The 23230-nt window shown below is 54.8% G+C and carries 19 protein-coding genes, 1 tRNA gene and 2 pseudogenes; 10 read left to right on the forward strand and 12 right to left on the reverse strand.

The features are described from left to right. Positions 1-27: 27 nt before the first annotated feature. The gene (gene fdhD, locus GV764_RS01245; protein ID WP_161658740.1) at positions 28-858 is read right to left on the reverse strand and encodes a formate dehydrogenase accessory sulfurtransferase FdhD; all 831 of its coding nucleotides are present in this window, start codon (positions 856-858) and stop codon (positions 28-30) included. Between the two features lie 200 nt (positions 859-1058). On the opposite strand from fdhD, the gene fdnG reads away from it, so the two are divergent. From fdnG to GV764_RS01270, 5 genes and pseudogenes are all read left to right on the forward strand, one after another. Continuing rightward, positions 1059-4109 carry a formate dehydrogenase-N subunit alpha gene (gene fdnG, locus GV764_RS01250; RefSeq protein WP_161658741.1) on the forward strand — a complete coding sequence of 1017 codons (3051 nt, stop codon included), beginning with the start codon at positions 1059-1061 and terminating at the stop codon, positions 4107-4109. 12 nt (positions 4110-4121) lie between these two features. Beyond that, positions 4122-5045: a formate dehydrogenase subunit beta gene (gene fdxH / locus GV764_RS01255; protein WP_125292846.1), complete on the forward strand. Its 924-nt coding sequence runs from the start codon at positions 4122-4124 to the stop codon at positions 5043-5045. Beyond that, entirely contained in the window at positions 5042-5677 is a 636-nt protein-coding gene (gene fdoI / locus GV764_RS01260) for a formate dehydrogenase cytochrome b556 subunit (RefSeq protein WP_002435439.1), read from the forward strand. The genes fdxH and fdoI overlap by 4 nt, the downstream gene beginning before the upstream one ends. After that, the gene (gene fdhE / locus GV764_RS01265; protein ID WP_161658742.1) at positions 5674-6603 is read left to right on the forward strand and encodes a formate dehydrogenase accessory protein FdhE; all 930 of its coding nucleotides are present in this window, start codon (positions 5674-5676) and stop codon (positions 6601-6603) included. Before fdoI ends, fdhE begins: the two co-directional genes overlap by 4 nt. Before the next feature lie 565 nt (positions 6604-7168). Further along, a pseudogene (locus tag GV764_RS01270) lies at positions 7169-7459 on the forward strand (alpha/beta hydrolase fold domain-containing protein); the annotation flags it as partial. 34 nt (positions 7460-7493) lie between these two features. Here the strand turns inward: GV764_RS01270 and yicI are convergent. Both yicI and GV764_RS01280 read right to left on the reverse strand, forming a co-directional pair. Next, the gene (yicI, locus tag GV764_RS01275; protein WP_161658744.1) at positions 7494-9818 is read right to left on the reverse strand and encodes an alpha-xylosidase; all 2325 of its coding nucleotides are present in this window, start codon (positions 9816-9818) and stop codon (positions 7494-7496) included. A gap of 3 nt (positions 9819-9821) precedes the next feature. Continuing rightward, complete coding sequence (locus tag GV764_RS01280) at positions 9822-11225, reverse strand: glycoside-pentoside-hexuronide family transporter (protein ID WP_161658745.1); 1404 nt, start codon at positions 11223-11225, stop codon at positions 9822-9824. 290 nt (positions 11226-11515) lie between these two features. Here GV764_RS01280 and GV764_RS01285 point away from each other — a divergent pair. After that, positions 11516-11610: transfer RNA gene (locus GV764_RS01285), tRNA-Sec, on the forward strand. 149 nt (positions 11611-11759) lie between these two features. Then, positions 11760-11966 (forward strand): annotated as a pseudogene (locus GV764_RS01290) (virulence RhuM family protein); the annotation flags it as partial. 463 nt (positions 11967-12429) lie between these two features. Here the strand turns inward: GV764_RS01290 and GV764_RS01295 are convergent. From GV764_RS01295 to GV764_RS01300, 3 genes are read right to left on the reverse strand one after another with little or no spacing between them, the layout of a single operon-like run. Further along, complete coding sequence (locus GV764_RS01295; RefSeq protein WP_161658746.1) at positions 12430-15012, reverse strand: EAL domain-containing protein; 2583 nt, start codon at positions 15010-15012, stop codon at positions 12430-12432. Further along, positions 14993-15133, reverse strand: coding sequence for a hypothetical protein (locus GV764_RS21930; protein ID WP_201743027.1), 141 nt, complete (start codon positions 15131-15133; stop codon positions 14993-14995). The genes GV764_RS01295 and GV764_RS21930 overlap by 20 nt, the downstream gene beginning before the upstream one ends. 11 nt (positions 15134-15144) lie before the next feature. Beyond that, positions 15145-16110 carry a diguanylate cyclase domain-containing protein gene (locus GV764_RS01300; protein ID WP_161658747.1) on the reverse strand — a complete coding sequence of 322 codons (966 nt, stop codon included), beginning with the start codon at positions 16108-16110 and terminating at the stop codon, positions 15145-15147. A gap of 521 nt (positions 16111-16631) precedes the next feature. Between GV764_RS01300 and GV764_RS01305 the strand changes: the two genes are divergently transcribed. Further along, positions 16632-17165 carry a hypothetical protein gene (locus GV764_RS01305; RefSeq protein ID WP_161658748.1) on the forward strand — a complete coding sequence of 178 codons (534 nt, stop codon included), beginning with the start codon at positions 16632-16634 and terminating at the stop codon, positions 17163-17165. Positions 17166-17199: 34 nt separating this feature from the next. Here GV764_RS01305 and GV764_RS01310 read toward each other — a convergent pair whose 3' ends face one another. Both GV764_RS01310 and GV764_RS01315 read right to left on the reverse strand, forming a co-directional pair. Continuing rightward, positions 17200-17679, reverse strand: coding sequence for a YciE/YciF ferroxidase family protein (locus GV764_RS01310; RefSeq protein ID WP_125292856.1), 480 nt, complete (start codon positions 17677-17679; stop codon positions 17200-17202). A 221-nt stretch (positions 17680-17900) separates the two neighbouring features. Beyond that, positions 17901-18068, reverse strand: coding sequence for a con-10 family general stress protein (locus GV764_RS01315; protein ID WP_125292946.1), 168 nt, complete (start codon positions 18066-18068; stop codon positions 17901-17903). A 396-nt stretch (positions 18069-18464) separates the two neighbouring features. Between GV764_RS01315 and GV764_RS01320 the strand changes: the two genes are divergently transcribed. Together GV764_RS01320 and map are read left to right on the forward strand one after the other, a co-directional pair. Further along, positions 18465-18713: a ParD-like family protein gene (locus GV764_RS01320; protein ID WP_125292857.1), complete on the forward strand. Its 249-nt coding sequence runs from the start codon at positions 18465-18467 to the stop codon at positions 18711-18713. After that, positions 18710-19492: a type I methionyl aminopeptidase gene (gene map, locus GV764_RS01325; protein ID WP_161658749.1), complete on the forward strand. Its 783-nt coding sequence runs from the start codon at positions 18710-18712 to the stop codon at positions 19490-19492. Before GV764_RS01320 ends, map begins: the two co-directional genes overlap by 4 nt. Positions 19493-19519: 27 nt before the next feature. Here the strand turns inward: map and GV764_RS01330 are convergent, their stop codons facing one another. The 4 genes from GV764_RS01330 to GV764_RS01345 are packed head-to-tail and all read right to left on the reverse strand — an operon-like array spanning position 19520 to position 22625. Continuing rightward, on the reverse strand, positions 19520-20149 hold the full coding sequence (locus tag GV764_RS01330; RefSeq protein WP_201743020.1) for an amino acid ABC transporter permease: 630 nt from the start codon (positions 20147-20149) through the stop codon (positions 19520-19522). Between the two features lie 46 nt (positions 20150-20195). Next, complete coding sequence (locus GV764_RS01335; protein WP_161658751.1) at positions 20196-20975, reverse strand: amino acid ABC transporter permease; 780 nt, start codon at positions 20973-20975, stop codon at positions 20196-20198. Continuing rightward, a complete protein-coding gene (locus GV764_RS01340) occupies positions 20975-21793 on the reverse strand; it encodes an amino acid ABC transporter ATP-binding protein (RefSeq protein WP_161658752.1) in 819 nt (272 codons plus the stop codon). Before GV764_RS01340 ends, GV764_RS01335 begins: the two co-directional genes overlap by 1 nt. 1 nt (position 21794) lies before the next feature. Continuing rightward, on the reverse strand, positions 21795-22625 hold the full coding sequence (locus GV764_RS01345; protein WP_161658753.1) for an ABC transporter substrate-binding protein: 831 nt from the start codon (positions 22623-22625) through the stop codon (positions 21795-21797). Positions 22626-23230 lie beyond the last annotated feature (605 nt).

The following is a 23230-nucleotide window of genomic DNA, read 5'->3' on the forward strand; positions in this document are numbered from 1 at the left end:
CCGCCCCTGTGAAGGCGGCCAAAAAAATCAGAGGGTGCTGATACGCTGCGGATGGGTATATACCGTGGCGCGGCCCTGTTTGGCGAAGCCCACCAGCGTCAGATTGCAGCGCTGCGCCACCTCTACCGCCAGCGTGGTTGCGGCCGACACCGCAATCAGGATCTCGACGCCGCACAGCGCCGATTTCTGCACCATCTCATAGCTGGCGCGGCTGGAAACCAGCACCGCCCCGTCGCGCCAGCCCTCGCGCGCCCGGCGGCCCATCAGTTTATCCAGCGCCACGTGGCGGCCAATATCTTCATGCCCGCCGAGCATATCGCCCTGCGGGTTTAACCACGCCGCCGCATGGGTGCAACCGGTGATCTGGCCGATGGGCTGCACGCTGCGCAACTGGCTGACCACGCTGTCGAGGTGATTAAGGTTAAAGGTCTGGGTAAACGGCAGCGGCGCAACCGGCCTGCCGATATCGTTAAGCTGTTCAACGCCGCAAACGCCGCACCCGGTGCGGCCCGCCAGCGCGCGGCGGCGTTCTTTCAGCCCCATAAAGCGGCGGCTGGACAGCTCGATTTGCACTTCGATGCCGTTGCAGCTGTTAACAATATCCATCCCGAAAATATCCTGGGGGGAGTCAATAATGCCTTCCGATAGTGAAAAGCCCAGCGCAAAAAGCTCAAGATCTTTCGGCGTCGCCATCATCACAACATGGGAAATGCCGTTGTACACCAGCGCAACGGGAACCTCTTCCGCCAGCCAGTCGCTTTTTGGGTGAGTTAAATCATCGTGCTTCCACAATTCACACTCGCGTACGCCGGTGAACCCGGTCACATTTTCAACACTATCAAGAGGATTGTTATTCACTTTTTGTTAACCGTATTGGAACACCCTTAACACTATTGTGGTATTCTGGGGGAACTTTCCCTCCTTGCAGGAGGGTTAATCCAGCAATTCTGAACCTTTGCGGATACAACCGCAAAATAAAAACAAAGACCCAATGAATTTCGTGCGCAGGATAGCGAAAAACGGCGGGGAAGTGACAATGTCAAAACAAGGAGCGATCCATGCAGGTCAGCAGAAGGCAGTTCTTTAAGATCTGCGCTGGCGGTATGGCAGGCACCACGGCAGCAGCGCTGGGCTTTGCCCCCAGCGTCGCGCTTGCGGAAACACGGCAATATAAATTGCTGCGCAGCCGCGAAACCCGTAACACCTGTACATACTGCTCCGTTGGTTGTGGGCTGTTGATGTACAGCCTCGGCGACGGCGCAAAAAACGCGAAAGAATCCATCTTTCACATTGAAGGCGACTCGGACCACCCGGTCAACCGTGGCGCACTGTGCCCGAAAGGCGCAGGTTTAGTCGATTTCATTCACTCAGAAAGCCGTCTCAAAGCCCCGCAGTATCGTGCGCCAGGCTCCGACAAATGGCAGGACATCAGCTGGGATGAGGCATTTGACCGCATCGCTAAGCTTATCAAGCAGGACCGCGACGCCAACTTTGTGGCGCAAAATGACAAAGGTGTGACGGTAAACCGCTGGCTCACCACCGGTATGCTGTGCGCCTCCGCCTCCAGTAACGAAACCGGTTATTTAACCCAGAAATTTTCCCGCGCCCTCGGCATGTTAGCCGTGGATAACCAGGCGCGCGTCTGACACGGACCAACGGTAGCAAGTCTTGCTCCAACATTTGGTCGCGGTGCGATGACCAACCACTGGGTAGATATGAAGAACGCCAACCTCATCATCGTGATGGGGGGAAACGCGGCAGAAGCGCATCCGGTGGGATTCCGCTGGGCGATGGAAGCCAAAATCCACAATGGCGCGAAGCTGATTGTTATTGACCCACGCTTTACGCGTACCGCATCGGTGGCCGATTTCTATACCCCGATCCGCTCCGGGACTGACATTGCTTTCCTGTCAGGCGTATTGCTGTACCTGTTAACCAACAACAAATTCAACCGTGAATACGTTGAGGCGTACACCAACGCCAGCCTGATCGTGCGTGAAGATTACGGCTTCGACGACGGTTTGTTTACCGGCTATGACGCCGAAAAACGCAAGTACGACAAAACCTCCTGGAACTACGAGCTGGATGAGAACGGCTTCGCGAAACGCGATACCACGCTGAGCCATCCGCGCTGCGTGTGGAACCTGCTGAAGACCCACGTTTCGCGCTATACGCCGGATGTAGTTGAAAACATCTGCGGTACGCCGAAGGCGGATTTCCTGAAGGTTTGCGAATACATCGCGGAAACCAGCGTTCATGACAAAACCGCGTCGTTCCTGTACGCGCTGGGCTGGACGCAGCACTCCGTGGGCGCGCAGAACATCCGCACCATGGCGATGATCCAGCTGCTGCTCGGCAACATGGGCATGGCAGGCGGCGGCGTGAACGCCCTGCGCGGCCACTCCAATATTCAGGGTCTGACCGACCTCGGCCTGCTGTCCCAGAGCCTGACCGGCTATATGTCGCTGCCGAACGAGAACCAGCCGGATATCCAGACCTATCTCGCCGCTAACACGCCGAAGCCGCTGCTGGAAGGCCAGGTGAACTACTGGGGCAACTACCCGAAATTCTTCGTCTCGCTGATGAAAGCCTTCTATGGCGACAAAGCGACGGCGGAGAACAGCTGGGGTTACGAGTGGCTGCCGAAGTGGGACAAAGGCTACGACGTGCTGCAGTACTTCGACATGATGCACCAGGGCAAAGTGAACGGTTACTTCTGCCAGGGCTTTAACCCGGTGGCCTCGTTCCCGAATAAGAACAAGGTTGTGGCAGCGCTGTCGAAGCTGAAGTTCCTGGTGACCATCGATCCGCTGAACACCGAAACGTCCACCTTCTGGCAAAACCACGGTGAGCAGAACGACGTGGATTCAGCAGCCATTCAGACCGAAGTCTTCCGTCTGCCGTCTACCTGCTTCGCCGAAGAGAACGGTTCTATCGTTAACTCCGGCCGCTGGCTGCAGTGGCACTGGAAAGGCCAGGACGCCCCGGGCATCGCGCTGAACGATGGCGAGATCCTGGCGGGTATCTTCCTGCGCCTGCGCAAAATGTACGCCGAAGAAGGCGGCGCGTGCCCGGAACAGGTGCTGAACATGACCTGGAACTTCCTGACGCCGCATAACCCGGCCCCGGAAGAAGTGGCGATGGAAAGCAACGGTAAAGCGCTGGCGGATATTACCGACCCGGCGACCGGCGCGGTGATCGTCAAGAAAGGCCAACAGCTCAGCAGCTTCGCGCAACTGCGCGATGACGGCACCACCTCCAGCGGATGCTGGATTTTCGCCGGGAGCTGGACGCCGGAAGGCAACATGATGGCGCGCCGCGATAACTCTGACCCTTCAGGTCTTGGCAATACGCTGGGCTGGGCATGGGCGTGGCCGCTTAACCGCCGCATTCTGTATAACCGCGCCTCCGCCGATCCGCAGGGTCAACCCTGGGATCCGAAGCGCCAGCTTCTGCGCTGGGACGGTGCGAAATGGGGCGGTGCGGATATTCCGGACTACAGCGCCGCGGCGCCAGGCAGCGATGTCGGGCCGTTCATTATGCAGCCGGAAGGCATGGGTCGCCTGTTCGCTATCGATAAGATGGCCGAAGGGCCGTTCCCGGAACACTACGAGCCGTTTGAAACGCCGCTCGGCACCAACCCGCTTCACCCGAATGTGGTCTCCAACCCTGCCGCCCGCGTCTTTAAACATGACCTGGAAGCGATGGGTAAAGCCGATAAATTCCCGTACGTCGGGACCACCTATCGTCTGACGGAGCACTTCCACTACTGGACCAAACACGCGCTGCTCAACAGCATCGCGCAGCCGGAGCAGTTTGTGGAGATCGGCGAGAAGCTGGCTAACAAGCTGGGCATCGCCCAGGGCGATACTGTGAAAGTCTCCTCCAGGCGCGGCTACATCAAAGCCAAGGCGGTGGTGACCAAGCGTATTCGCACCCTGAAAGTGAACAATCAGGACGTCGATACCATCGGCATTCCGATTCACTGGGGCTACGAGGGCGTGGCGAAAAAAGGCTTTATCGCGAACACGTTGACGCCGTTCGTGGGCGACGCCAATACCCAAACGCCGGAATTTAAGGCGTTCCTGGTGAACGTGGAAAAGGTGTAACGGAGACGACTTATGGCTTATCAATCGCAAGACATTATCCGTCGTTCCGCGACTAACGGTTTCACTCCCGCGCCTCACGCGCGGGAACACCAGCAAGAGGTGGCGAAACTTATCGACGTGACCACCTGCATCGGCTGCAAAGCCTGTCAGGTGGCCTGTTCCGAGTGGAATGACCTGCGTGACGAAGTGGGTCACAACGTCGGGGTGTATGACAACCCGGCGGATCTCACCGCGAAATCCTGGACGGTGATGCGCTTCTCGGAAGTGGAGCAGAACGACAAACTGGAGTGGCTGATCCGCAAGGACGGCTGTATGCACTGCGCCGACCCGGGCTGCCTGAAGGCCTGCCCGGCGGAAGGGGCAATCATTCAGTACGCCAACGGCATCGTCGATTTCCAGTCCGAGCAGTGCATCGGCTGCGGCTACTGCATCGCCGGCTGTCCGTTCGACGTGCCGCGCCTGAACCCGGAAGACAACCGCGTTTACAAATGCACCCTGTGCGTAGACCGCGTCACCGTGGGCCAGGAACCGGCGTGTGTGAAAACCTGTCCGACCGGGGCGATTCATTTCGGCTCGAAAGAGGACATGAAAGAGCTGGCCAGCGAGCGCGTGGCGGAACTGCAAACCCGTGGTTACGACAAAGCGGGCCTGTACGATCCGGCGGGCGTGGGCGGGACGCACGTGATGTACGTGCTGCATCACGCCGATAACCCGAATCTGTATCACGGGCTGCCGGAGAACCCGGAAATCAGCGACACCGTTAAATTCTGGAAAGGCGTCTGGAAGCCGCTGGCCGCGATTGGTTTTGCCGCGACCTTTGCTGCCAGCGTGTTCCACTATGTCGGCGTCGGTCCGAACCGTGCGGATGATGAAGAAGACAATCTTCACGAAGAGAAAGACCAGACTCGTGACGATCGTGAGGAGGGGCGCAAATGAGGAAACGTAATACTATCGTGCGCTACACCGCGCCCGAGCGCATCAACCACTGGGTCACCGCCTTCTGCTTCATCCTGGCGGCGGTGAGCGGGCTGGGGTTCCTGTTCCCCTCCTTCAACTGGTTGATGCACATCATGGGGACGCCGCAACTGGCGCGTATCGTCCACCCATTTGTCGGGGTGGTGATGTTTGCGTCGTTTATCATCATGTTTTTTAGATACTGGCACCACAATCTAATCAATCGTGAGGATATCTTTTGGGCGAAGAATATTCGTAAGATCATCGTTAACGACGAAGTAGGTGACACCGGACGTTATAACTTCGGCCAGAAGTGCGTTTTCTGGGCGGCGATTATCTTCCTGGTGTTGCTGTTGGTGAGCGGCGTCATCATCTGGCGCCCGTATTTCGCTCCCGTCTTCTCGATTCCGGTGATCCGCGTGGCGCTAATGGTACATTCGTTTGCCGCGGTCGCCCTTATTGTGGTTATTATGGTGCATATTTACGCCGCTCTGTGGGTGAAAGGCACCATCACCGCAATGGTCGAAGGCTGGGTCACCTCCGCATGGGCGAAGAAACATCACCCGCGCTGGTATCGCGAAGTGCGCGAAAAACAGGATAAATCGACTGAATGAGTATTCGCATCATCCCGCAAGATCAGCTGGAGAAGGGCGAAAAACAGACGGCGGATATGATTCCGCCGTTATTGTTCCCCAGGCTGAAAAACCTCTATAACCGCCGCGCGGAGCGTCTGCGCGAGCTGGCGGAAAGCAACCCGCTGGGCGACTACCTGCGCTTCGCCGCGCTGATCGCCCACGCCCAGGAGGTGGTGCTGTATGACCACCCGCTGGAGATGGACTTAACGGCGCGCATCAAAGAGGCCGCTGCACAGGGCAAACCGCCGCTGGATATCCATGTCCTGCCGCGTGACGCCCACTGGCAAAAGCTGCTGCACTCCATGATTGCCGAGCTGAAGCCAGAGATGAGCGGCACGGCGCTGGCCGTCATCGAAAATCTGGAAAAGGCTTCCGGTCCGGAACTGGAAGAGATGGCGAACGCGCTGTTTGCTGCCGATTTCAGTACCGTCAGCAGCGACAAAGCCCCGTTTATCTGGGCGGCGCTGTCGCTCTACTGGGCGCAAATGGCGAGCCTGATCCCCGGCAAAGCGCGTGCGGAATACGGCGAACAGCGCCAGTTCTGCCCGGTATGCGGTTCGATGCCGGTTTCCAGCATCGTGCAGATTGGCACCACTAACGGCCTGCGCTATTTGCACTGCAACCTGTGCGAAACCGAGTGGCACGTAGTGCGCGTCAAATGCAGCAACTGCGAGCAAACCCGCGACCTGCACTACTGGTCGCTCGATAGCGAACAGGCCGCGATTAAAGCGGAAAGCTGCGGCGACTGCGGCACTTACCTGAAGATTCTGTATCAGGAAAAAGACCCGAAAGTTGACGCCGTGGCGGACGATCTGGCCTCGCTGGTGCTGGACGCGCGTATGGAACAAGAGGGTTTTGCCCGCAGCTCCATCAACCCGTTCCTGTTCCCGGGTGAAGGCGAGTAATTCTCCTGTTACGTGGATTCCCGTCTTCGGCTGAGGGCGGGAATTAATTTAATCAGCAGGGAATCCCCACGCCGCCCAGACCGCCAACGTCTTTATGGTTCCGCGTAATAAGCTAACGAGCATTAACCTGCGCTGTTGCCAGCATAATCGCATCAGGCCACTTCATGTTGCGCTGCTGGCGGAGCATCACGCTACGTCCTGCAACTCATAGCACCCTCGAATGCCATGAGCATATATCACCCCGGCATATCATTTTCGCCTGTTTAGCAATCACCTTACCCTGTGTAAGCCTGACACGTTCAACAACCGAAATTAACCTTTCGCGCTGTAACAAATCATGTTTTGCGGGATGCATTCCAGAAGCTCTTTTTTTAGCAAAACAGACTTGTGATCCCACATTTTGCCGGACAAAATCTCTGTATATCCATACAGATTAACCGGGCAAAAATGGCGTTAGAGCATGGAATAGCAACCCTGGTTGAGGCGTTTATCGCTGCCGGAGGACCCTCGGTACGGGGGAAAACCATCGCTGAACGGCGCGCGGGCTAGATCGCCAGCGCCGCGGACGGGCTATGATGCCTACCTGACTATCTGGAATCGCCTCCACCCGGAAGCCAGCCCGCTATGGCGCGACGATTTTGCCGGTTTGCCACCCGTGCATATCGTCACCGCAGAATTCGATCCGCTATGCGATGAAGGCGAAGCGCTTTTTGCGCGTCTGGCGGAGCAAGGCGTTAGCTGCACCTGCCAGCGCTGGCCTGGCGTGATCCACGGTTTCTTTCAGCCTGGCGGCATCAGCCAGAGCGCCCGGGATCTGATGCGTGATGTGGCATGGCGTGTGGCAGACCGAAGATAACCGAACGCCGCCCGAAGGCGGCGGTGAAGAGGATTTACAGCGTGACGCTAAACGACAGTTCGCCGCTGATCGGCGTGATAACAATGCCCAACTCACCGGGACACGAACGGGCGTTCGCGACCTCTTTAAGCTGGTGAATATTACGCAGGCACAGCGTCCAGTTGGTGGCGTTGCCCTCACCGTACACCATCAGCTTATTGCCCTCGCGTTTCACGTGCAGGGTAAAGGCTACGCAGCCGTTCGCCATCGGCACGTCGCACTGCGCTTCCCGACCATCATCGAGATTAAACAGCTGGAACGCAGTCCCGTCATGCCAGGCGTAATCCGGTTTCTGGTCATTGTTGCCGAGGGCAATCAGCGTGTTGTCACGCACGTACACCGGCAGGCTCATGAAGTCGTGACGCTGTTTCAGCCAACGGCTGCCTGACTGTTCGTCGTTATGCCACAGATGCGTCCAGCGGCCTTCCGGTAGCCAGAACGCCACATCGCCCGCCTCGCTGAACACCGGAGCCACCAGCAGCGAATCGCCCAGCATATACTGGCGGTCGAGGTAATCGCAGGCCGGATCGTCCGGGAATTCGAGCATCATGGCGCGCATTATCGGCGTACCGCTGGCATTCGCCGTGACTGCCTGGCGATATAAATAGGGCATTAAGCGGCATTTTAGCTCGGTGAAGTGGCGCACCACGTCGCAGGCTTCGTCATCATACGCCCACGGCACCCGGTACGACTTGCTGCCATGCAGGCGGCTGTGGCTGGAGAGCAGCCCAAAGGCGCACCAGCGTTTGTAGACGTGCGCGGGCGCGGTGTTCTCGAAGCCGCCGATATCATGGCTCCAGAACCCAAAGCCGGACAGCCCGATAGACAGCCCGCCGCGCAGGCTCTCCGCCATGGACTCATAGTTGGCATAGCAATCGCCGCCCCAGTGGACCGGGAACTGCTGCGCGCCCACGGACGCCGAGCGAGCAAACAGCACCGCCTCTTCTTCACCGACGGTCTGTTTCAGCACATCCCACACCAGCGCGTTGTAAATAAAGGCGTAATGGTTATGCATTTTCTGCGGATCGGAACCGTCATGCCACACCACATCGGTAGGAATACGCTCGCCGAAGTCGGTTTTGAAGCAGTCCACGCCCATCTTCACCAGCCGTTTCAGATGGTTCGCATACCATGCGCTCGCCGCCGGGTTGGTGAAATCGACAATCGCCAGTCCGGGCTGCCATTTATCCCACTGCCACACCGCCCCGTTCGGGCGCTTCAGCAGATACCCCTTTTCCATGCCTTCACGGAACAGCGGCGATTTCTGACCGATATAAGGGTTAATCCACACACAAATTTTCAGGCCGCGGGCTTTCAGGCGCTTCAACATGCCCACCGGATCCGGGAACGTCGCCGGGTCCCATTCAAAATCGCACCACTGGAATGCCTTCATCCAGAAGCAGTCGAAATGGAACACGTGCAGCGGCAGCCGGCGCTCGGCCATTCCGTCGATAAAACGGTTCACGGTGGCTTCGTCGTAATTAGTGGTAAACGAGGTGGTGAGCCACAGCCCGAATGACCAGGCAGGCGGTAGCGCCGGGCGGCCCGTCAGGCGGGTATAGCGATCCAGCACCGCTTTCGGCGTCGGTCCGTCGATCACGAAATATTCGAGATACTCCCCCTCCACGCTGAACTGCACTTTTGAGACTTTCTCAGAGCCGATTTCAAACGACACGCATTCCGGGTGATTTACTAACACGCCGTAGCCGCGATTGGTCAGATAAAACGGGATATTCTTGTACGCCTGCTCGGTGCTGGTGCCGCCGTCGCGGTTCCAGGTTTCCACCGTCTGGCCGTTGCGCACCAGCGCGGTAAAGCGCTCGCCCAGGCCGTATACGGTTTCACCCACGCTGAGATCCAACCGCTCGAACATATACTGGCGCAAGGCATTGCCGTCCTGCACGTAGCCGTTGTTTTTTACCTGGCTGCCGGTGATGCGCACGCCGTCACGCAGGAAATCAAGCGCCCAGTTTTCACCTTTGATGACCCGCACGCTCAGGTTGCCGCTTTTCAGCTCGGCGAATTCCGGCGTGTTGCGCATCTCAACCTGCACATTACCCGGCACGTTAAGCGGGTAGTGAGGGCCGTTATTCACTGCGCCCTGAAAATGCTCGATGCGCACGCCAATAATGCCCTGCTGCGGCGAGGAAAACCGCAGCGTGAATAACGGCGTGTCGAGCTGCCAGGTGCGCTCGCGCACGTCGCGCGGCGCGGCATACACCACCATCTCGTTGCCATACTGCTCAACGTCAAACACCTGAAGCGGGTGAGTTAACGTTAAGCCGGGCTGGATTAGCCAGTTTCCATCGCTGATTTTCATCTGTTATCCCTCTGAATGATTCAGGTCGTTACTGACCGGTGACTTTTCAAATTCCCGCTGATGGTTGCGCGCGCTCTGCCCCAGCTCGTTGAGGATGTTGCGTAGCAGCGGCGTTTTCAGGGTGTAGAAGCGTTTGGCGATAATGGCGCTCAGCACGTAGCAGATGCCCGGCACCAGAGTGAACAGCGCGATGATAATGGTGAGGGTGGCGCTATTTTGCGTGTGTGCGGAGGCGTCATAACCGCCGCCTGCCAGCATCCAGCCGATCAGCGCGCCGCCCAGCGCCAGGCCCAGCTTCAGCACAAACAGCGTGCCCGCAAAGCTGATGCCGGTAAGGCGTTTGCCGTTGCGCCATTCGCCGTAGTCGACGGTATCGGACATCATCACCCACTGAATCGGCGTGACCAGCTGGTGCAGCACGCCAATGGCGAAGATAAAGACGAACATCAGCACGGTGGATCCCAGCGGCACAAAGAACATCGCGACGCTCAGCACCGCCAGCGCGGCGTTGGTCCACCAGAACACGCTGACTTTGCATTTCCAGTCGGTGAGGGGTTTAGCGAGAGCGCTGCCAATCAGGTTGCCGACGCAGTAAAGCCCGAGGAACCACGAGAACAGCGCCGCATCGCCCATAATCCAGGTGACGTAATACATCATCGCCCCGCCGCGCACGCACACCGCCAGGATATTGAGGATGGTGAGCAGCCCAACGATGCGCCACTGGTCGTTTTGCAGGATATCGCGCAAATCTTCGCGCATGGAGGCGTTGCCGGGCGGCGCTTCGACGCGCTCTTTGGTGGTAAAGAAACAGAACGCCAGCATCAGGAAAGCGACCACCGCCAGCACGGCGATACCGCCCTGGAACCCAAGCGCCTTATCGGCGCCGCCAATCCACTGCACCAGCGGCATCATCAATACCGTGGAGAGCATGCCGCCGAGGGTCGCCAGCACGAAGCGCCAGGATTGCAGGGAGATGCGCTGCTCCGGGTCGCTGGTGATGACGCCGCCCAGCGCACAGTACGGGATGTTAACCACCGTATACATCAGGGTCAGCAGCGTATAGGTGACGGCGGCGTAAATCATTTTTCCGCTTATACTCAGTTCCGGCGAACTGTAAGCAAACACGCACACCACACCGAAAGGCAATGCGCCGAAAAGCACCCACGGACGAAACTTGCCCCAGCGGCTGCGGGTGCGGTCGGCAATCAGGCCCATCGCCGGGTCGGAAATCGCATCCAGCGCGCGGGCCAGCAGGAACATGGTGCCGACAAACCCGGCGGGAATACCGAAAATATCGGTATAAAAAAACATCATATAAAGCATGACGTTATCAAACACGATACGGCTGGCGGCATCTCCCATGCCGTAACCAATCTTCTCTTTAACCGATAACACTTGATCGCTCATAGCAGCCATCCTTATCACACAGCGTAAATTTCGCTTAAGGTGTTTTAGTCCCGCACGACGCCGCGTGGAATTGTGTTTTCTGGTTATTTATTTATGTTAATTGTTTTCTGTGATCGGATTAACTCATTGATATTTAAATTAATTAGTTTTAATAACGGATAGATTTTTTATATTCATACGGTAGATGTTTTTTGTTTACGGGTAAGGTGAGAAAAAAGAACGCAGCGGGTATTGGTAAGCGCCTGAAACGCGCCTATAATGCGCCGGCCTCCATGTAGCAATGAAGGCTCGGAAGATCGTCGTCTCCGGTGAGGCGGCTGGACTTCAAATCCAGTTGGGGTCGCCAGCGATCCCGGGCAGGTTCGACTCCTGTGATCTTCCGCCACTTTTATCGCTTTCCGCTTGATTAATTCCTCCTGTTTTCAGAAAAGATTTCCAGCAAATAAACACATCACTGGCGATGAGTTTCATCCAGGTTCTCTGTCATATATTGCCACTATGACGTTTTTAGCCCGGATAACGCGGAGGCGGTACATGGAAGATAAACATTTAACGCAACCCCCAGCAGGTGAGTTTCTTATGTTTACCCGTGGTGACGGGAAAGTACGCATTGATTGCCGATTCGAAAGCGATACGCTGTGGCTCTCTCAGTCTATGATCTGCGAACTGTACGGCAAAGCCAAAGCAACGATCAGCGAGCATATTAAAAAAATCTTTGCAGAAGATGAACTCGACGAGAATTAAGCGGGACCAGTTTCTGCAACTTAATGATCGTAATGTTTGCAGGGAGCCGGAAACAGCAGCAAAAAGATAGCTGATAATAAGGTAAAGGCGGAATATTTTCTGTTTGCTGAACAGCGGCGGAAGTTAAAAGAGGCTAAAGGGGAAAAAGAGATTTCAAGGTTATCAGGCTGGGAAAATTAAGCCGCAGGGCGGAGACATCCACACACCGCAAATTACCCTTTCCGGTAAATAGCTCAGCGAGGCGGAGTGTGAACCCAACATTGCACTGTAAAAATCAGCGATGGCTGCCTGATGATTATGGCGATGAATTCGCGTGAAGAAGAATGACTCGCCGAGTGAGAAACCACACACGGCAAACTGACGGAAATGAAACGCTCGATCGGCAACGTATTTAAAGCCGCCTGATTAAGCCATAGGGCAGGCGGAAAGCCTGCCTTAATCTCCCCTCAGTTTTAAACATTTAAACACCAAGCTCTACATTAAAATCGATGTTATCCAGCGCCACAGGGCGTCCGATAAAATACCCCTGCGCCTCATCGCACTGGTACTCTTTTAGCCGTGTTAACTGCTCTGCCGTTTCCACGCCTTCGGCGGTTATCGCCAGTGAATAGGCTTTGCCGAGGCCAATAATATTCTCAACAATAATTTTGGCGTTGTCAGATTCCTCCATGGCGAAGACAAAGGATTTATCCAACTTAATCCCGTCAAACGGGAAACGTTTCAGATAGCTTAGCGCCGAGTACCCTGTGCCAAAATCATCAATCAAGAAACGCACGCCGATCTCTTTTAACGCCGTCATCGTTTCCAGCGTAGTATCCGGGTTGGATAGCGTAACGCTCTCGGTTATTTCCAGCTCCAGCCGTGACGGCTCAAGCCCGGTTTTTTGCAGAATGGCTTTTACCCGCTTCGCCAGGCCGCCGGTATTAAATTCCACCGCCGAAATATTTACCGAAATCTTTAAATCCGGCGCAAGGCGCAAACCATCGAGGCAGGCTTTTTCCAGCACCCTGTCGCTCATATCGATAATCAGGCCCGTCTCTTCCGCGAGCGGAATAAACTGATCGGGCATCAGCAATCCCAGGCGCGGATGCTGCCAGCGGACCAGCGCTTCTACGGCAGCGACACGCGAGGTTTTAATATCGTAACGCGGCTGATAAACCAGCTGGAATTGCCCTTCGCTCAACGCTTCGCGAAACTCCTTTTCCATTTCCCGACGCTGAATTAAATACTCGCCCATATCCGGCTTGTAAAATACCCAGTTATTACGTCCGGAATTTTTCGCTTTATATAATGCGATATCGGAATAACGAATCAGATCGCTGGCATCCATGGCATCCTGCGGCGCTAACGCAATACCCATGCTCACGCTAATATGCACGTCGTTGCCGTTAACCTGGAAAGGACGGCTTATTTCAGTGGTAATGCGCTGACAGAGCGTCTCAATATCTTTCTCAACATAAATATCCGGCAGGATCAGGATGAATTCATCGCCACCCTGCCGGGCGACAAGATCGACTTTACGGGTACAGGCGCGTAACCGGCTGGCGACCTCATTCAATAATTCATCACCGGCGTTATGCCCGAATAAGTCATTAACGGGCTTGAATTTATCGAGGTCGAGGCTAATCATGGCCAGCGGATGTGCCGGATCGGGCAGCGAGCGCAGCTTACCCTCTAAAAACTCTTTCATTCTTAACCGGTTAGGCAATCCCGTTAACTCATCATGACGCGATAAATATTCCACGCGTTCCTGCGCTTCGACTTCCAGCGTCACATCGGTGACCGTGCCGCGAAAGCCCATCGAACCGTCATCCATGATGGTGCGTTTCGCCACCAGGTTACAGTAACGTTGATGGCCCAGCGCGGAAAAATAGCGGGCCTTCTTGATGGTGAACGTCCCGCCAGCCTGCGGGTTAAGCAGCCATTGCGTAAACGCGATTTTATCTCTGGGGATAAAATCCAGCATGCTTCTCCCAAGCCAGCTTTCTGAATGATGGCCGGTAATGCCGGAAAAGCGGTCAGACAGCCACGTCAGGCGCGACTGGCTGTCCGCTTCCCAAATCCAGTCCGTGGTGGCTTCGATGACATCGCGAAAACGCCGTTCGCTTGCCGCCAGCGCCTGGCGGCTCTGCTCCAGGAGAAACACGTTCTCATCGTTTCTTTGCGCTTTGATTATCGCGTTGCGTCGCATTACCCAGGTGAACGTCACGGTCAACAGCATCAGCAGGAGGATTAACGGCAGCTCCCGGCTCATAAGCTCCCTGCCGGGATTATCGCTTCGCCATTCCACCAGTACATTACCGCGATCGATGGGCAGAATAATCTGCGCCTCCCGGTAATTTGGTTTGCTCTGCGACATGCTGCCGTAGGTATGCGCATCCTGGATGCCGTATTCATTACCCATTTGTCGCATTTTGGCGGGTGTCAGCACATCCACGAAGACCATCATCGAGGCATTGCCCACTACTGGCGTTATGCTTTCGTCATCCCCTGCCGTGATCCAGGCCGCCGCCAGTAAAGTCAGTTGACCGTTAGCCATCAGCAACCGTGAGACGGCTTTGCCCCGGCTTTGTGCGAGATCGTTGATTAACTCGGCGGTGACATTCCGATTCAGCCATTTCTCGAAAGCCTGGCTTACAAGACGCCCCTCAATCACGCTGTAGCGGGTTTCACCGGTCGGGGAAAGCACAAATACGCCTTCGTAGTGATAGTTAGTGTAAAGCGACTCGCCAAGGTTTTGGCTATCCCACGCCCATTGCACGTTAACCTGCTTATGAAGATGGTTATACGCCTCTCCCCAGTCGGCGTTATCGGTCAAATTGGAGCGAATTTTTTCCTGCCGATTGGCGAGGGCCTTTTGCAAAAGCACGCTGCTGCGGGCATCCGCCTTTTCGTTCAGATTGTCGGCAATATAAAAAAGACTCACAATCGCTGCCAGAAAAAGAGAACTCAGCAACGCCACGGTGATAATAAATGTCTTTTTTACTATCCCGCTGGTTTCCCCTGAAACACTGCTTACTTTATTAAGACGCTGCCAGTTCATTTTTCCATCGCTTAACGGGTGAGTATAAGTTTGCCCGCAAAATGACCTTAAAGGTAAAAACAGTATCGGCAAAACCTGGCATTTGTTTGGTGTCCGCTATCTGTTTTGCTAACTTGATCATCTCCTGACAGCTTACTGCGGCGGCCTTTTTCGTCTCTCGGCAAAGGTTGTTCTGCTGGAAAGCTCCAGCATCGCCATCAGTGAGCCATGCGTCGAGGGTTCATAAGGGGTCAGGCCATAGGCGTAGTTAATATGGTAGGATTTTTTTGATTTATTATTAAAATCATCCATAAAAGATAGCAGATTAAACAGGTAACGCTCCTCGGCATTGTTCACGTCATGTTCCAGCAATACAGCAAAGTCACCCCGCCCTAAATACGCTCCCGTATCATGCTTTTTCAGCGATGATTTTATATAGCCTGAAAAGACTTTCAGGATAGCGTCGGCTTCTTTATCGCCCAAAACATCCCGGATCGATTTAAGATTATCAATTTCCAAATAAATAAGGCTGAACGGAAGCTGGTATCGGGTAAATTGCTCAAACCGTTTTTGACCCAGTTTCAGAAAGCTTTGCTTATTCATAAGCTCGGTAACGTTATCCGCCATGGTCTTGCTGATAATAAGAAACTCATCTTCAACAATCGCAGCAAAATCAATCAGCGCATTCGCTTCTTCCATTGAAAAATCGCGAGGAACACTGTCAACGATACAGAGCGTGCCGGCAATCATGCCGTCCGGCAACCGTACCGTATATCCGGCATAGAAACGCACGTGCGGCTCGCCGGTTACGAAAGGATTATCGTGGAATCGTTGATCTTTCAGGGTATCTTTGACCACAAACACCCCTTCTGACAGGATGGCATGGGCGCAAAAAGAGGTGCTGCGCGGGGTTTCCCGTATATCGACACCCGCGCTGGACAGCACCCATTGCCGCTCCCTGTCGAGTAAACTTAGCGAGGCCACGGGCACATTAAAGGTTAATTTCATCAGACGCGTCAGTCTGTCGAATCTTTCATCGTTATTTTTATCCAGCAGATCAATTAAATAGAGTGACTTAAGGCGTTCTGCTTCATTGGGTGGCGTTTCAGGAAATATCATATTTTTTCTCGAGCATGGCATCTTTACTTTATTTATCTTAGGCGAGATATAAAGAGATGGGCAACTTGATTTCATTAACAGTGTGATAGTCGTGAATATTTAAACAAGAGAATAATAAGTGATCATAACTTATTTAGGATAGGGAGACAGAACCCGTTTTATTTTTGCTGCAACAAATAAAAACCATCATTACCAATGATAATAATTTACATTAGATTAGTTATATTTGATATATCTTCCCGTGCACATTACTCATCCTCTTATTACTGACTATATTATCCCACTCACGATGTCTGTCATCCTCTGATATTCACAACCTGTTTTAAATACAGTTGTTCACTGTTATATGAGCATTGTTTTGCTTACCCGCCACGCTGTCACCTGAATCTCAATGCGCCGGATCCACAATCAACGCTTTCGCCACTGCGCTCAGTTTATTTTCCTGAACATTCCAATAACTGATGCGAACCGACGCAGCTTTGCTACAGTTTTCTGATGTCGTTGAGTTTCAGGAACCGCACATGAAAATCGCTTGTCTGGGTTGGGGATCCCTTATCTGGAAACCAGAAAATTTACCCGTTGTCGGAGAATGGAAAACCGACGGTCCAATGCTGCCTGTGGAGTTCTCCCGGGTCAGCGACGGCGGTGAGCTGGCAACAGCGATCTGCGTTAATGCTGCGCCCGTTCAGGTGCTCTGGGCCTGGCTGGACATTGAAGATGTCACTGTCGCATGCGATGAACTGCGCCAGCGCGAGGGTATCGATGAAGATCGCGTAGACGGAATCGGGTTACTGATCATAGACGACGCGCCGGAAGGCGAGCTGGCGGAATGGGCGCAACAACGCGGGATCGAAGCCGTGGTCTGGACGGCGCTGCCGGTAAGAAGCGCGGAAATGGAAGGCCGGGCACCAACGGTTACGGAAGCCGTGGCGTATCTCGATAGCCTGACAGGCGATACGCGCGAGCACGCGCGGGAGTATATTCAACGCGTTCCTCAACAGATCGATACGGTCTATCGCCGGGCAATCGTCGAGGCGCTGGACTGGAAGCCATGACAAAACGGCCTGCTTACGCAGGCCCGCTTTGCTGCTATTTATTACCTTCCGCGATACCAGTCAGTTTGGTATCGGTGGCTTTCTCTTCATTGAGCGTCTCTTCCAGCAGCTTAGCTGCTTCTTTATAGCCCAGCTTCAGCGCCAGGGTACGCAGCGTACCGTAGGAAGCGATCTCGTAGTGCTCCACTTTCTGCGCGGCACCGATAAGCCCTTCATCACGCAGAGTACCCGCTTCCACCGATTCGATGATCTCCTGCGCCTCTTCAACCAGGCCTTCCAGCGCATGGCATTTCATGCGGCGGATACGAACGCCTTCTGTTAACTCAACCAGCTGGTCGATACGCTCAATCTGGCCGCGGGTCTCTTCAAGGTGCGCCTCAAACGCCGCTTTCAGATTTTTATCGGTTGCTGCACGAGCCATTTTAGGAAGCGCACGGGTAATCTGTTTTTCCGCGCTGTAAATATCTGACAGTTCGTGAATAAATAGATCTTCAAGTGTCTTAACTGAAGGCATAATATATTCCTCGTCTCGTCATCTTTGCCGTTACGGTTAATTATGGTGCATAAAAAACGGCACCCCTTTTCACTGAACGCACACTTTCTGCGTAAGGGATACCGTTTGTATGCTTCGCTTAATAAACAATTAAGCAGATAATAGAAATAACCTTCATTTAATTATGTAATTAAACGACTGCTCATTTCAAAGATGGGTTAACTCACCCAACGGTATCAGGCCTAACGGCTGCCGCCGCTGCTTTTACCGCCTTTTTTCCCCGCTTCGGATGCTTTCTGCGGGTCATTTTTGAAATTACCGCCGCTGTTTTGACCGCCTTTTTTACCGGCGTCAGAAGCACGCTGTTTATCTTCTGCAAAATTACCTGAACCGCCACGATGCTGAGTCATAATAATTTCCTCATTATGTTTTGGTGAAAGTTTTAATAAAGTGGGAAGCGTTATTCCCGTCAAGCAGTGTTAACTATAGCCTGCATCACACTTCGCGCAAGAATAAAATCCACTGCCGTCAGGTAATATATCCTGCAAATAAGATTTATCTCAGCATTAAATATGTGGACAAAAAATCTAACTCCTTAGAATTGGGTGATTTTAATAATTTTTAATATTTCTGGAGATCATATTTCGATAAAATCAATCTAAATATTCGTTCTTAAAAAAATCATCTATCAGTATTTCTTATAGTTTCCAGAAATATATCCTGTATCCGTTCTCTCTAAACGGCTGTCGCCAGTCGTCCGATCCCATGGTAATATACGAAACGTATATGATTCGTATAGGTGACCTATGGGTATCGTTAAGATCTCTGATCTGATGCATGAAAATCTGCGTGTCGCCAGCAACGCCATGAGCCGCTCCATCAACGCCCAGGCGGAACACTGGATGAAAATCGGCATGCTGGCGGAACTCTATCCGCATCTTACCCACCAGCAGCTGGCCCGCGCGCTGGTGCAGGCGGAACTAAAAGGCGGTGTGGATATCACCGCGTTACTGGATGACACGCTTCCCGAAACCAAAGAGGGTGCCGCGCAATGACTATCGTTTTGCATACCCAGCAGGAAATTGAAATGGCGCGCGCCGCAGGCCATGCCGCCGCGAAGGTGCTGGAGATGATCGCACCCTATGTGCGCCCGGGCATCTCCACCGATGAGATTGACCGGATCTGCCATGACTATCTGGTTAACGAGCTAAAAGTGATCCCGGCGAATATCGGCTACCACGGCTACACCAAAACGGTGTGTACCTCGGTCAATCATGTGGTGTGCCACGGCATTCCCTCCGACAAACTGCTGAAGGCGGGCGATATCGTCAATATCGATGTGGCGATTATCAAAGAGGGCTGGTACGGCGATACCAGCCGCATGTACTTTGTGGGCGAACCGTCGATCCGGGCGCGTCGCCTGGTGGATGTCACCTACGATTCCATGGTGGCGGGCATTAAAACCGTGCGTCCGGGCGCCACGCTCGGCGATATCGGCGCGGCGATCCAGCGCGTGGCGGAAGACGCCGGTTTCTCAGTGGTACGTGAATATTGCGGGCACGGCGTGGGGCGTGAATACCACGATGAACCGCAGATCCTGCATTACGGCACGCCAGGCACCGGCATTGTGCTGGAGCCGGGGATGATTTTTACTATCGAACCGATGATCAACGCCGGTAAACCCGCCACCAGCGTGCTGAGCGACGGCTGGACGGTGGTGACCAAGGACCGTTCGCTGTCGGCCCAGTGGGAGCATACCGTGGCGGTGACCGACACCGGGTATGACCTGCTCACCCCCTGGCCGGACGGCGTCGGCAACTACGCGCCGCTGTAAAAAAGCGCGCCCGGGGCGCGCTTTGCTTTATGGCTGAAGGGCCCGCCGCTGCCAGCGTCGGGCCAGTACGCCCAGCCCGCTGCACAACAGGTAATAAACCACGCCAACGAAGATAAAAATCGCCGCCGGGTATATCTGCACCCGGCTGTTTACCTGCCCGGCGACGGTGGTCAGCTCCGGCACGTTGACGATAAACGCCAGCGACGTGTCTTTCAGCAGGCCGATAAAAATCCCCACCAGCGACGGCAGCACATTGCGCAACACCTGAGGCAGCAGGATCATTCTTAGCGCCTGCCATGGGCTGAATCCCTGAGTCTGGGCCGCTTCATATTGCCCGGTCGGCAGCGCCTGAAGCCCGGCCAGCGTCGAGTGCATCACTGATGCCGAGGTAAACCAGGCCAGCGCCAGCGTCACGGTTACCGCACCAGGCAGGTCGATACCCATCATCATCGGCAGTAAATACCACAGCCAGAAGATAACGAAGATCAGCGGAATGCCGCGAATCAGCTCCGCCCAGGCAAACAGTACGCGCCGCACCACGCCGGAATAACGCCACGCCAGGCACGCCAGCGCTATCCCGCCGGGCAACGCCAGCACGCCCGCGCCGAATGCCATCATTAACGTTAACAGCACCCCGCCCGGCTCGCCCTGCGCCATCCGGCCCCACAGCAAATAATCGAGGTTATCGGTAATCACGGTGATATTAGCGATCACGTTGCACCTCGCTTTGCGCGATGGCGCGCTGAGTGACGGCTTTTCTCCGCGATCTTCCCGGCCCGATCCTGCCGAGCACCACCCCCATCGCTACGCCGAGTAATAAATAAAGCACGGTGCCCACGGCGAACGCCTCCAGCGCGTGGGCGTTGTAGCTTTCAATCTGGCGTACCTGATACGTCAGCTCGGCAAAACCGATGCCGCTGGCCAGCGATGACAGTTTCATCAGGTTCAGATACTGGCCGACAATCGGCTGCCAGGCGTTCGTCAGCCCCTGCGGCAACAACACGCAGCGAAACAACGCCCAGGTGGAAAACCCCTGAGACAGCGCCGCTTCGCGCTGGCCGTTGGGCACGGCGCTTAAGCCCGCTTCAATCTCCTCGATTAAAAACGCCGAGGTGAAAACGCCCAGCCCCCAGGCCGAGCAGAGAAATTCCGGCGTCAGCCACCAGACATCTCCCGGCAAAATCGACCAGGCGTGATCGGCATTAATAAAATCGCGTACCGCCAGCGGCAGCAGGTTCCAGGCCGCGAAGTACCAGAACAGCAGTTGCACCAGCAGCGGCGTATTGCGGAATACCGATACCCAGCCCGCCACCACGGCGCGCCCTGCACCGCCGCCCGCCAGCCGCAGCGCCAGAAACAACACCGCCAGCACGGTGGCCAGCGCCATACCGATTAGCGACACCCACACCGTGGTCAGAAAGCCCGAAATAATCCATTGCCGGGGGAGCCCGGTCAGCACCCCCTGCCAGTCCAGATCAAACATCAGTCAGGCCGCTCCTGGTGTAAAGGGTCGAGCACTTTCTTCAGGAAGCGCTGGGCGCGAGGGTGTTGCGGCGCGGTGAAAAACTGCGCCGGGCTGGCGACTTCGAGAATGTCGCCGCCGTCGATAAACACCACGCGATCGGCGATTTCCCGGGCGAACTGCATTTCATGGGTCACCACAATCATGGTGATGCCGCTGTGCGCCAGGGATTTCATCACGTACAGCACTTCGCCGATCATTTCCGGGTCCAGCGCCGAGGTAGGCTCATCAAACAAAATGATTTGCGGCGAAGAGGCCAGCGCACGGGCAATCGCCACGCGCTGCTGCTGCCCGCCGGAAAGCTGCGCGGGCAGGTGATCGGCCTTATCGGCCAGGCCGACCTGCTGCAATAACTCGCGGGCGCGCTGGTCCGCTGCCGCCGGTTTCCAGCCGTGAACCTGCACCAGCGCCAGGGTGATATTCTGGCGCGCAGTGAGGTGGGCATACAGGTTGAATTGCTGGAACACAAACCCAACCCGGCTGCGCAGCTGGCGCAGCGCGCGCCCCTGAATGCCGTGGGTAGGTTTATTGTCGATCAGGATATCGCCGCCGCTCAGCGGCTCAAGCTGGTTGATCAGGCGGATCAGCGTGGATTTACCCGAGCCCGACGGCCCGAGGATCGCCACCACTTCACCCTGATTGATCGTCAGGTTGATGCCGTTCAGTACCCGGTGATCGCCGTACTGTTTCACGACATCGCGAAACTCCACGCTCGCCTGCTCCAGATGTGAAAAATCCGCGGACGATGCCGCGGAGCGTGTGATGAGGCCAGACAGCATATTACTTCGCTTCTATGGTAAAGGAACGCGGCTGCGGAGTCTGGGTAGACGGGCCAAACCAGGTGTCGTAGATACGGCTGGCTTCGCCACTCTTCTCGAGGTTAACCAGTCCATCATTCACCGCTTTCAGCAGCGCGGTTTCACCTTTCTTCACGCCGACGCCGATCTCTTCTTTACTCAGCAGGTCCGGCAAAATTTTGAAGTTGGCTTTATCCGGCGCGCCTGCCAGCAGGCCAGCCAGAATGGTGCTGTCCTGGGTGATCGCCTGCACGTTGCCGTTACGCAGCGCGGTCAGCGCCAGCGGGATATCGTCATACGCCAGCACCCGCGCCTGCGGATAGCGCTGGTGCAGCGCCTGCTCGCCGGTGGTGCCTTTTACTGCGCCAATGCGCGCGCGGCTGTAATCATCCAGCTTGTCCGGGGATGTGGCCGGGACCAGGAATTGCTGGCCGGTAACAAAATACGGGGTGGAGAAATCGATCACCTGGGCGCGCTCCGGGGTGATGGTGATATCCGCCACAATCAGATCCGCTTTGCCGGACTGCAATAAAGGAATACGGTTCGCCGGGTTGGTGGCCACCAGTTCCAGCTTCACGCCGAGCGATTTCGCCAGCGCTTTAGCGAAGTCCACATCGTAGCCGACGATTTCATGGCTTTTTGGGTCCACGGAGCCAAACGGCGGGTTAGCGTCAAAGGTCGCCACTTTTACGACGCCCGCTTTTTTAATATCCGCTAATTGATCGGCCTGCGCGGATGCGGCGGTGAAACCGCCTAATGCCACCATTCCCAGAGCCAGCAGCGCTTTACGCTGTGCGCTAAATTGATGTGCCATAGTTTCCTCTGATTACCCTGTATTTATTAGTGTGTGGTATTACGCTCCCATAAGTTTTTCGCTTCGACAAATGCCAAAAATGACTTAACACATACAAAAAGGTTATTAGTAAACAGGCTGTTAACCATTACGGAAAGCCGTGTTATCGGGTGAGTGAAAAGCGGCAAAAATTTGCTTCAGGAAGGGAGATTCGTCGGCGCATGTCGCTCTCCGCATCTATACAGGATGTCATGCATTTAACGCCGTTAAATGATAATAAAATGACGGAACCCCCTATTTTTCTTTTCTAAAACCCGGCATGTTAAGTCTTATTAAATTAAATATCCGGCTAAACATGCATTTTTGATACAAATCATGTTCAATACCCCTTTGGGGGTATTTTAAATATTTCGTGATCGCCGATCCCGTCCTTTTATTAATTCTGCAATCACCGTCATTTATTTCACTGCAATAAATAAACGTTACTTAACTGCTTGTTATCAATACCCATTCTCATGGCTCTCATATATTTACTTACTCATCTTTACTCTTGATCGAAAACAATATTTTTAATGTGGTTTTTGCTAATTTACGCTCAGAGCAATGTCGAGATGGCAATTATTGCC

Source organism: Atlantibacter hermannii, assembly GCF_009907385.1.
In the GTDB taxonomy this organism is placed as follows: domain Bacteria; phylum Pseudomonadota; class Gammaproteobacteria; order Enterobacterales; family Enterobacteriaceae; genus Atlantibacter; species Atlantibacter hermannii_A.